Genomic DNA, 8,946 nt, shown 5'->3' with positions numbered 1-8,946 from the left:
CCCCCCCCCCCCCCCCCCCCCCCCCCCCCCCCCCCCCCCCCCCCCCCCTCTCCCCAACCCCCCCCCCCCCCCCCTAGATTACTACGCGTCTCGTGGGCTCGGAGATGTGTATAAGAGACAGCCACGGCGCGGTTGTGGCGGGAGGTCACTCAGGCCGTTGGGCAGGGCCCGTGAGCACCGGGGCGAGGGCGTCGAGGACCGATGCGTCCTCGATCGTCGCCGGTACCACGGCGTCCTTGCCATCGGCCATCTCGCGCATCGTCTTGCGGAGGATCTTGCCCGAGCGGGTCTTGGGCAGCGCGGGCAAGATGTCGACGCGGCGCAGCGCCGCCACCGGTCCGACCTCGGCCCGGACGCGGTCCACGAGCTCGCGCCGGATCCGCTCCCCCTCGACGTCGCCGTCGATGCCCGACTTGAGCACGACGAGGGCGCGCGGCACCTGCCCCTTGAGGTCGTCGTGGACGCCGATGACGGCGCACTCCGCGACGGCCTCGTGCCCGGCGAGCGCCGCCTCGAGCGAGCCGGTGGACAGGCGGTGCCCGGCGACGTTGAGGACGTCGTCGGTACGGCCCATGACGAACAGGTAGCCGTCCTCGTCGAGATAGCCACCGTCGCCGGTGAGGTAGTACCCGGGGTAGGCCGACAGGTAGGACGACACGTACCGGTCGTCGTCGCGCCACAGCGTGGGCAGGGTTCCGGGCGGCATGGGCAGCCTGATGCAGATGGCGCCCTCCGTCCCGGCCGGCACCTCGTGCCCCTCGCCGTCGAGGACGCGGACGTCGTAGCCGGGCACCGCGACCGTCGGCGACCCCGGCTTGATGGGCAGCAGCGCGATCCCCGTGGGGTTGGCGGCGATGGGCCAGCCGGTCTCGGTCTGCCACCAGTTGTCGACGACCGGGACACCGAGCGCCACCGAGGCCCACTCGTACGTGTCGGGGTCGAGCCGCTCGCCGGCGAGGAAGAGGGTGCGGAACCGGCGCAGGTCGTGCTCGGAGACCTTGGCCGCCGCGGAGTCCTCCTTCTTGATCGCCCGGAAGGCCGTCGGGGCGGTGAAGAGGCACACGGCGCCGTACTCGGCGATGACGCGCCAGAAGGCGCCGGCGTCGGGCGTCCCGACGGGCTTGCCCTCGTAGAGGACGGTCGTGGCGCCGGTGAGCAGCGGACCGTAGACGATGTAGGAGTGGCCGACGACCCAGCCGACGTCGCTGGCCGTGAACATCGTCTCGCCGGGCCGGACGTCGTAGACGTGCTCCATCGACCAGCGCAGCGCGACCGCGTACCCGCCGCAGTCTCGGTAGATGCCCTTGGGCCGGCCCGTCGTGCCCGAGGTGTAGAGGATGTAGAGCGGGTCGGTGGCCGCGACGGTGACGCAGTCGGCCGGCTCCGCGTCGGCGACGACCTCGTCCCAGGTCATCTCCTCCCACTCGGTGTCGCGCTCCCCCACCGCCGCCGGCCGCTGCTCGCGCTGCAGGACGACGACCGACTCCGGCTTGTGGCTGCTTCGGTCGAGGGCGGCGTCGAGCATCGGCTTGTACTCGACGACGCGGGAGGGCTCGATGCCGCAGCTGGCCGAGACGACGACCTTCGGCTCGGCGTCCTCGATGCGTGCCGCGAGCTCCTGCGGGGCGAAGCCGCCGAAGACGACCGAGTGCACGGCGCCGAGGCGGGCGCAGGCGAGCATCGCGACGACCGCCTCGGGCACCATCGGCATGTAGATGACGACGCGGTCGCCCTTCTCGACCCCGAGCCCGGCCAGCGCCCCGGCGAAGCGGGCGACCCGGTCGAGGAGGTCGGCGTACGTCAGGGTCGCCTTCGTCCCGGTGACGGGTGAGTCGTAGTGCAGCGCCGGCTGGTCGGCTCGTCCGGCGGCGACGTGCCGGTCGAGGGCGTTGTGGCACACGTTGAGCTCGGCGTCCGGGTACCAGCGGTAGAAGGGCGGCCTGGAGTCGTCGAGCACGCGCGTCGGCGGCGTGACCCAGTCGACGGCCCGGGCGGCCCGGGCCCAGAACCCCTCCGGGTCGCGCAGGCTCGACGCGTGCAGCTCGCGGTAGGCCTCGAAGGCGGACGTGGCATCGATGCCGTCGGTGGTCATGGCCTCACTGTGCCGTCGGGGTCGCCTCCGCGCCAGAGCCGGTGCGCCGAGGTGACCCTTGGGACGGACGAGCGGTCGTGACGCCGGGCACATCGCCGGCGCGCGACCGCAGCGGCGTCAGGACCGGGCGTGTCCCCGCGCCCACGGCAGGGGCCGCCGGTCGTAGGCGACGGCGAGGCGGCTCAGCGCGACCGCGGCCAGGAACAGCCCGAAGTCGCGCAGCGCGACGTCGTAGTAGCCCGGGATCAGCAGCAGGTTGACGATGATGCCCGCCAGCCACGCCGCGACGACGAGCGACCCGATCCGAGGCCACACCGCCACGACGACCCCGGCGACGATCTCGACGACACCGACCACGTACATGGTCTGGTGGACGCTGAACGGCGACAGGTGCGCGATCGGTGGGGCCAGGTACCGGTCCCAGTCGACGAGCAGGTGGGCGAACTTGTCGGCGCCGAAGATGATCGGCGCGACGGTGAACGCGGTCCGGAGGACGAGGAACGCCTGGCGGGCCGGATCCCGGCGTGCGGCGGCCGCTGTGGCGTCCCCGCTGCCGGGACGCGTCGGGATGGCGTGGGTGCTGGACATGGGCACTCCTTGGTTCTCGTATGAGGTGATGCACGGGCCCACGGCGTCGATGCCGTCCCGCCCCTCACGTGGGGCTCGGGGCACCGTTCGCCGCGACACCCTGTTGGTGTCGGGCCGGGGTGCGGGCCTTACCGCCGGTCCTCCGCGACCCCGTGGTGGAGCCCGGCCGGTCCGGTAAGACGGCCGCGTCGAGCGACACCAACCCGGTATGACCATCCATCCGACCCGTCGCCACCCGGGCTGCGGACCGGTGGGCCCGCCGGTCGACGTGACGACGTGGCGCCGGTGCCGCCTGCTCGAGGCCGGCTTCGACGCCGACCTCGCCGGCCGGCTGGCCGCGGACCGACGCGTCGACGTGCACGCCGTCCTGCAGCTCGTCGACCGAGGCTGCCCACCGGTCCTTGCCGCACGCATCCTCTCCCCGGAAGGATGGTCGTCGTGACGATCGCCGACCCGAACGGCGCCCTGCACCCGGCCGTCGACGCCGGGCGGTCACCCGGCGCGGTCCCGCGTCCGGTCCCGCGCCCGGTGTCCCGCGACTGGGTCGCCGACCTCACCGCTACCGGTCCTCGGCGTGACGAGGCCCTGCGCGAGCTGCACTCGTTCGTGCTCAAGGCCGCCCGCCACCAGGTGTGGCACCTGCGCGGCCAGCTGCCGCATGCCGGCGCGGCAACTCTCGAGGGAGTGGCGGAGTGTGCGGCCGACGACGCGCTCGTGGACGTGCTCGCCAAGCTCGACACCTTCGAGGGCCGCAGCCGTTTCACGACCTGGGCCTACAAGTTCGGCATCCTGCACGCCGCCAACGAGGTTCGCCGGCAGGCCTGGGCCACGCGCGAGGTCTGCCTGCCCGACGACGCGACGTGGGTCGATGCCGCCCCCGGTCCGGAGCACCACGCCGAGGCCGCCGACCTCGCCGCCGCCGTGGCATCGGCGCTCGCGGTCGCGCTCACGCCCTACCAGCGCCGGATCGCCGTGGCGCTGCTCGTCGACCACGTACCGATCGACGTCCTCGCCGAGCGGCTGGGCACGACGCGCGGCGCGCTCTACAAGACGCTGCACGTGGCCCGGTCGCGGATCCGGGACCACCTGACCGCCACCGGACACCTGACACCCGCCACCGGGGAGACACGATGACCTCCACACCACGGCGCCTCACGCCCGACGACGCCCGGGCGCTGAGCCTGGACACGGAGCCCTGGCTGTCGTGCGAGGACTGCTTCGACCTCGCCGACCGGTACGCCGAGGCTCTCGTCGAGCACCCGCAGACCCGGCAGCTGCCCGAGATGCTCGTGCACCTGCGCGGGTGCGCCGCCTGCGCCGAGGAGACCGAGTCGCTGGTCCGGCTCGTCGCGTCCGACCTCGGGGTCGACCCCGCCGCGGCGCTGGCGCGGCTGCAGGAGTGACCCGGGGCCGTCCGACTCAGGCGGTGGCGGCGGCGAGCTGCCCGCAGGCGCCGTCGATGTCCTGACCGCGGGTGTCGCGGATCGTCGTCGGGACCCCGTGGGCCCGGAGACGCTCGACGAAGTTCTGCTCGACGCCGGGGCGTGAGGCGGTCCACTTCGAGCCCGGCGTCGGGTTGAGGGGGATCGGGTTGACGTGCACCCAGCCGCGTCCCCGCGCGGCGAGCTTCTCGCCGAGCAGGTCGGCCCGCCACCCCTGGTCGTTGATGTCGCGGATCAGGGCGTACTCGATGGAGACGCGTCGGCCGGTGGTCTGGAAGTAGCGGTAGGCCGCGTCGATGGCCTCGTCGACCTTCCACCGGGTGTTGATCGGCACGAGCTCGTCGCGCAGCTCGTCGTCGGGGGCGTGGAGCGACAGCGCGAGCGTCACCGGGATGCCCTCGGCGGCGAACTTGTCGATGCCCGGCACGAGCCCCACGGTCGACATCGTGATGCCGCGCGCCGACATGCCCAGGCCGTCCGGCGCGGGGTCGGTGAGGCGCCGGATGGCCCCGATGGCCGCCTTGTAGTTGGCGAGCGCCTCACCCATGCCCATGAAGACGACGTTGCTGACGCGCAGCGGGTGCTCGCGGTCCGCGTCGCCGCCGCCGGCCAGCTCGCCGCGGCGCAGCGCGCGGGCCGCCCACACGACCTGCTCGACGATCTCGGCCGCCGACATGTTGCGGGTCAGTCCCGCCTGGCCGGTGGCGCAGAACGGGCAGTTCATCCCGCACCCGGCCTGGCTCGAGATGCAGATGGTGACGCGCTTCGGGTAGCGCATGAGGACCGACTCGACGATGGCGCCGTCGTGCAGGCGCCAGGCGTACTTCAGGGTCTGCCCGTCGTCGGCGACGCGCTGCACGACCGGCGTCAGCAGGGTGGGCAGCAGGTCGGCGACGAGCTCGGACCGGACGCCCTTGGGCAGGTCGGTCATCTGCATGGGGTCGTCGACGAGCCGCTCGAAGTAGTGCGTCGACAGCTGCCGGGCCCGGAACCCCTGGTGGCCGAGCGCGGCCACCGCATCCTTGCGCTCGGCCGGCGAGAGGTCGGCGAGGTGGCGCGGCGGCTTGCCGCGACGCGGGGCCCGGAAGGTCAGCTGGCCCGGCTCGGGGCGTGCGGTGGTGGGCTCGGGCAGGGGCACGGAGGTCTCGGTCATGACGACAGCCATTCTCGCAGGCCGAGTCAAAACGACCCAGCCGGTCAGGACGGCTGGGCGGCGAGCAGCGTCAGCACGGTCCACACCACGGGCGCGACGACGACGAGCGAGTCGAGGCGGTCCATGATGCCGCCGTGCCCCGGCAGGATGTTGGACATGTCCTTGATGCCGAGGTCGCGCTTGATGAGCGACTCCATGAGGTCGCCGACGGTCGCCGCCACGGCCACCCCCACCCCGAGCAGCACGCCGATGACCCACGCGTGGCCGAGGAAGAAGTGGACGGTCAGCGAACCGCCGACGACGCACAGCACGACCGAGCCGGCGAAGCCCTCCCACGACTTCTTCGGGCTGATCGTCGGTGCCATGGGGTGCCGGCCGAAGAGCACCCCCGCGGCGTAGCCGCCGACGTCGCTGCACACCGTCGTGATGAGGAAGACGAACATGCGTCCGACACCGTCCTCGGGCGCGAGGAGGAGGATGGCGAAGCCGACGAGGAACGTCGGGTAGGTGGCGACGAACACGCCTCCGAGCACGTCCCGCCCGGCGCCGTCGAGACGCCCGGTGCCGCGCCACAGCACCACGGCCAGACAGGTCAGCGCCCACGCGACGGTGAGCGCACCCGGGCCGTGGACGTACGCCGCCCACGCCATGCCCACCGCCCCGGCGAGCGCCGGCACGATCGGCGCCCGGACGCCGGCGTGCCGCAGGGCGCCGCGCATCTCCCAGATGCCGACGCCCACCGCCAGCACGACGACGACGAGGAAGGACGGCTTCCACAGCGTCAGGGATGCGACGATGACGACACCGAGACCGAGGCCGACGCCGATCGCCGCGGGCAGGTCACGGCCCGCGCGGCTCGGGCGCTTCTCGATGACGTCGCCGGCGGGCAGGCCGGCGACGTCGTCGAGGGCGGGGTCGTAGGGCACGGGTTCGAGGAGCCCGTCGCCGCCGTCGGCCGGGTGCGCCGCGGACTGGCGGTCCGCGGGCTCCGACGGCGAGTCGGTCGTCATCATGGCTGGAGCCGCGAGGTCAGACCTCGAGCAGCTCGGCCTCCTTGGCCTTGACGAGACCGTCGACGAGGTCGGTGTGCTTCTTGGTCAGGCCGTCGAGCTCCTTCTCGGCGCGGGTGCCGTCGTCCTCGCCGACCTCGCCGTCCTTGACGAGCTTGTCGATGTCGGTCTTGGCCTTGCGGCGGATGTTGCGCACCGAGACGCGCGCGTCCTCGGCCTTGCCGTGGGCGAGCTTGATGTACTCGCGCCGGCGCTCCTCGGTCAGCTCCGGCATGACGCACCGGATCTGGTTGCCGTCGCTGCTCGGGTTGACACCCAGGTCCGAGTCGCGGATGGCCTTCTCGATCGCGTGCATGGCCGACTTGTCGAACGGGATGACGAGGATGGTGCGGGGCTCGGGGTTCTGGAACGAGGCGAGCTGCTGCAGCGGGGTCGGCGCGCCGTAGTACTCGACGGTGAGCTTGTTGAACAGGCCCGGGTTGGCCCGGCCGGTGCGGATGCCCGCGAAGTCCTCCTTGAGGACCTCGACGGCCTTGTCCATCTTCTCCTCGGCCTCGAACATCGTCTCTTCGATCATGGCGGTGTGGCTTCCTCGTCCCTCGTGAGCGGGTGGCTGGCGTGTCTGGGGATGGTCCGTGGCGTGGGCCGGCGCCGGCGGGGCGCAGCCCAGCCGGTCAGGCGTTGGTGACCAGCGTGCCGATCCTCTCACCGAGCAGGGCACGGGTGATGTTTCCGGCGCCTTCCATGCCGAAGACGACCATCGGCAGCTTGTTCTCCATGCAGAGGCTGAACGCAGCGGCGTCGACGATGCGCAGACCGTTCGCGAGGCCCTCCTCGAAGGTCAGCGTGTCGTACTTCGTCGCGGTGGGGTCGGTCTTCGGGTCGGCGGTGTAGACGCCGTCGACGCCGCTCTTGGCGATGAGGAGGGCGTCGCACTTGGTCTCGAGGGCACGCTGGGCGCTGACCGTGTCGGTGGAGAAGTACGGCATGCCGGCACCCGCGCCGAAGATGACGACACGGTTCTTCTCGAGGTGGCGGATGGCGCGCCGCGGGATGTACGGCTCGGCGACCTGCTGCATCGCGATCGCGGACTGGACGCGCGTCTCGATGCCCTCCTTCTCGAGGAAGTCCTGCAGGGCCAGGCAGTTCATGACGGTGCCGAGCATCCCCATGTAGTCGGCCCGGGTGCGGTCCATGCCGCGCTGCTGCAGCTCGGCACCGCGGAAGAAGTTCCCGCCGCCGATGACGACCGAGACCTGGACGCCGCCGCGCACGGCCTCGGCGATCTGCCTGGCGATCCCGGCGACGACGGCCGGGTCCAGACCGATGCGGCCACCCCCGAAGACCTCTCCGGAGAGCTTGAGGAGGACCCGGTGGAACGGGGTGGGGTGGGCGTCGGTCATGGGCGCGGGGCCTCCTCGGGGGATGCGTTCGCAGGGTCGGTCGATCTTTCCACATCCGATCCGCATCGACCGCATCGAGCCCTGACCCGGCCCGTCCGGACCCCTCGAAGGGGCGTCGTCAGGGCCGCACGAGGGCCGGCAGCGCCTCGGCGAGCCGCGCGTAGTCGTCCTCGTCGTTGTACGGGGCCGCGGCCAGGCGCAGGTAGCCGCGTCCGCCGAAGGCGACGGGCGGCACGACGAAACCCGCCGCGTGCAGCGCCTGCCAGAGGCTTTCGGCGTGCTCGGTGGTCGTGGCCACCCCCTCCGGGAGGGCCACGAGGCGCAGGCACGGAGCCGACGGCAGGCCGCCGTGTGGAATCGCGGTGCCGAGGGCCACGCGAACGCGCTCGGCACCACGGACGAGCAGCTGCGCGTTGCGCTCCACCTGGTCCCAGCCGCCGAAGGCGTGCCAGGCGGCGAGGCCGTCGGGCACGGCCAACCATGCCGAGTGGTCGACGGTGCCCTGCAGGTCGAACCGCTCGGGGAAGGGCAGGCCGTGGCTCCACGACGTCACGAGCGGGCGCATCCGGTCGCGGTGCTCCGGCGCCACCCAGAGCGTCGCCGCGGCGCGAGGCGTGTAGGACCACTTGTGCAGGTTGCCGGCCCAGAACGCCACGCCGAGGGACTCGACGTCCGTGCCCGGGAGCGCCCCCGGGACGTGCGCGGCGTCGACGAGGACGGGGACCGGGGCGACCGCGGCCGCGACCTCGCGGACGGGCAGCACGAGCGCCGTCGGCGAGGTGATGTGGTCGATCATGACGAGCCGGGTCCGGCCGGTGACCGCGGCGGCGAAGGCCGCGACGACGTCGTCCGGCGCGGCGTCCACCGGGAAGGAGGCGGTGCGCAGACTCGCCCCCCGCGCCTGGGCGGACCAGCCGGCCGTGAGGTACCCGTGGTCGCTGACGACGACCTCGTCGCCCGGGCCGACGTCGAGCCCCTGCAGGACGACGCCGACGGCCTCGGTGACGTTGCGGACGAGGGCCGTGGAGTCCGGGGTCACCCCGACGAACGCGGCCGCCTCCCGCCGCGCGGCTGCCAGGGCGTCGGGCAGCTCGTCGCGGAAGGCCCGCATCGGGGCGCCCTCGATCCTGGCCCTGGCCCGGTCCTGGGCCTCGCGGACGGCCCGCGGAACCGCACCGAACGCGCCGTGGTTGAGATGGGTCAGGGCCGGGTCGAGCTCGAAGCGCTCGGCGATGTCGCGACGCACCCGGCCATCCTG

The 8,946-nt window shown here is 72.9% G+C and carries 10 protein-coding genes; 3 read left to right on the top strand and 7 right to left on the bottom strand.

Annotated elements, in window-relative coordinates; translation table 11 throughout:
- Positions 1 to 145 precede the first annotated feature (145 nt).
- Positions 146 to 2,092, bottom strand: a complete 1,947-nt coding sequence (locus tag ACPYOM_RS08340) for a propionyl-CoA synthetase (protein WP_481345596.1) — start codon at positions 2,090 to 2,092, stop codon at positions 146 to 148.
- Between the two features lie 117 nt (positions 2,093 to 2,209).
- On the bottom strand, positions 2,210 to 2,680 hold the full coding sequence (locus tag ACPYOM_RS08335; RefSeq protein ID WP_481339261.1) for a hypothetical protein: 471 nt from the start codon (positions 2,678 to 2,680) through the stop codon (positions 2,210 to 2,212).
- A 208-nt stretch (positions 2,681 to 2,888) separates the two neighbouring features.
- Between ACPYOM_RS08335 and ACPYOM_RS08330 the strand changes: the two genes are divergently transcribed.
- Genes ACPYOM_RS08330 through ACPYOM_RS08320 form a run of 3 tightly spaced genes read left to right on the top strand, consistent with a single transcriptional unit; the run spans position 2,889 to position 4,083 of the window.
- Complete coding sequence (locus ACPYOM_RS08330) at positions 2,889 to 3,122, top strand: hypothetical protein (RefSeq protein ID WP_481339256.1); 234 nt, start codon at positions 2,889 to 2,891, stop codon at positions 3,120 to 3,122.
- The gene (locus ACPYOM_RS08325; RefSeq protein ID WP_481345595.1) at positions 3,119 to 3,814 is read left to right on the top strand and encodes a sigma-70 family RNA polymerase sigma factor; all 696 of its coding nucleotides are present in this window, start codon (positions 3,119 to 3,121) and stop codon (positions 3,812 to 3,814) included. Before ACPYOM_RS08330 ends, ACPYOM_RS08325 begins: the two co-directional genes overlap by 4 nt.
- Positions 3,811 to 4,083: a hypothetical protein gene (locus ACPYOM_RS08320; RefSeq protein WP_481345594.1), complete on the top strand. Its 273-nt coding sequence runs from the start codon at positions 3,811 to 3,813 to the stop codon at positions 4,081 to 4,083. Before ACPYOM_RS08325 ends, ACPYOM_RS08320 begins: the two co-directional genes overlap by 4 nt.
- 16 nt (positions 4,084 to 4,099) lie before the next feature.
- On the opposite strand, the gene rlmN is transcribed toward ACPYOM_RS08320, so the two are convergent.
- From rlmN to ACPYOM_RS08295, 5 genes are all read right to left on the bottom strand, one after another.
- Positions 4,100 to 5,275, bottom strand: coding sequence for a dual-specificity RNA methyltransferase RlmN (gene rlmN / locus ACPYOM_RS08315; RefSeq protein WP_481345593.1), 1,176 nt, complete (start codon positions 5,273 to 5,275; stop codon positions 4,100 to 4,102).
- Between the two features lie 44 nt (positions 5,276 to 5,319).
- Positions 5,320 to 6,288: a phosphatidate cytidylyltransferase gene (locus tag ACPYOM_RS08310; RefSeq protein WP_481339248.1), complete on the bottom strand. Its 969-nt coding sequence runs from the start codon at positions 6,286 to 6,288 to the stop codon at positions 5,320 to 5,322.
- A 16-nt stretch (positions 6,289 to 6,304) separates the two neighbouring features.
- Positions 6,305 to 6,862 carry a ribosome recycling factor gene (frr, locus tag ACPYOM_RS08305; protein ID WP_481339246.1) on the bottom strand — a complete coding sequence of 186 codons (558 nt, stop codon included), beginning with the start codon at positions 6,860 to 6,862 and terminating at the stop codon, positions 6,305 to 6,307.
- 97 nt (positions 6,863 to 6,959) lie between these two features.
- Positions 6,960 to 7,688, bottom strand: coding sequence for a UMP kinase (gene pyrH, locus ACPYOM_RS08300; RefSeq protein WP_481339244.1), 729 nt, complete (start codon positions 7,686 to 7,688; stop codon positions 6,960 to 6,962).
- A 118-nt stretch (positions 7,689 to 7,806) separates the two neighbouring features.
- A complete protein-coding gene (locus ACPYOM_RS08295) occupies positions 7,807 to 8,934 on the bottom strand; it encodes an aminotransferase class V-fold PLP-dependent enzyme (protein WP_481345592.1) in 1,128 nt (375 codons plus the stop codon).
- Positions 8,935 to 8,946 lie beyond the last annotated feature (12 nt).

This window comes from Monashia sp. HAY1-2A (genome assembly GCF_056755315.1).
This window is presented reverse-complemented; position numbering and strand designations above follow the sequence as displayed.

Bases quoted from the DNA above. Each gene is read 5' to 3' on its own strand.
- ACPYOM_RS08340 (WP_481345596.1), bottom strand. From the start codon at position 2,092: ATGACCACCGACGGCATCGATGCCACGTCCGCCTTCGAGGCCTACCGC.
- ACPYOM_RS08335 (WP_481339261.1), bottom strand. From the start codon at position 2,680: ATGTCCAGCACCCACGCCATCCCGACGCGTCCCGGCAGCGGGGACGCC.
- ACPYOM_RS08320 (WP_481345594.1), top strand. From the start codon at position 3,811: ATGACCTCCACACCACGGCGCCTCACGCCCGACGACGCCCGGGCGCTG.
- rlmN (WP_481345593.1), bottom strand. From the start codon at position 5,275: ATGACCGAGACCTCCGTGCCCCTGCCCGAGCCCACCACCGCACGCCCC.
- frr (WP_481339246.1), bottom strand. From the start codon at position 6,862: ATGATCGAAGAGACGATGTTCGAGGCCGAGGAGAAGATGGACAAGGCC.
- ACPYOM_RS08310 (WP_481339248.1), bottom strand. From the start codon at position 6,288: ATGATGACGACCGACTCGCCGTCGGAGCCCGCGGACCGCCAGTCCGCG.
- ACPYOM_RS08330 (WP_481339256.1), top strand. From the start codon at position 2,889: ATGACCATCCATCCGACCCGTCGCCACCCGGGCTGCGGACCGGTGGGC.
- pyrH (WP_481339244.1), bottom strand. From the start codon at position 7,688: ATGACCGACGCCCACCCCACCCCGTTCCACCGGGTCCTCCTCAAGCTC.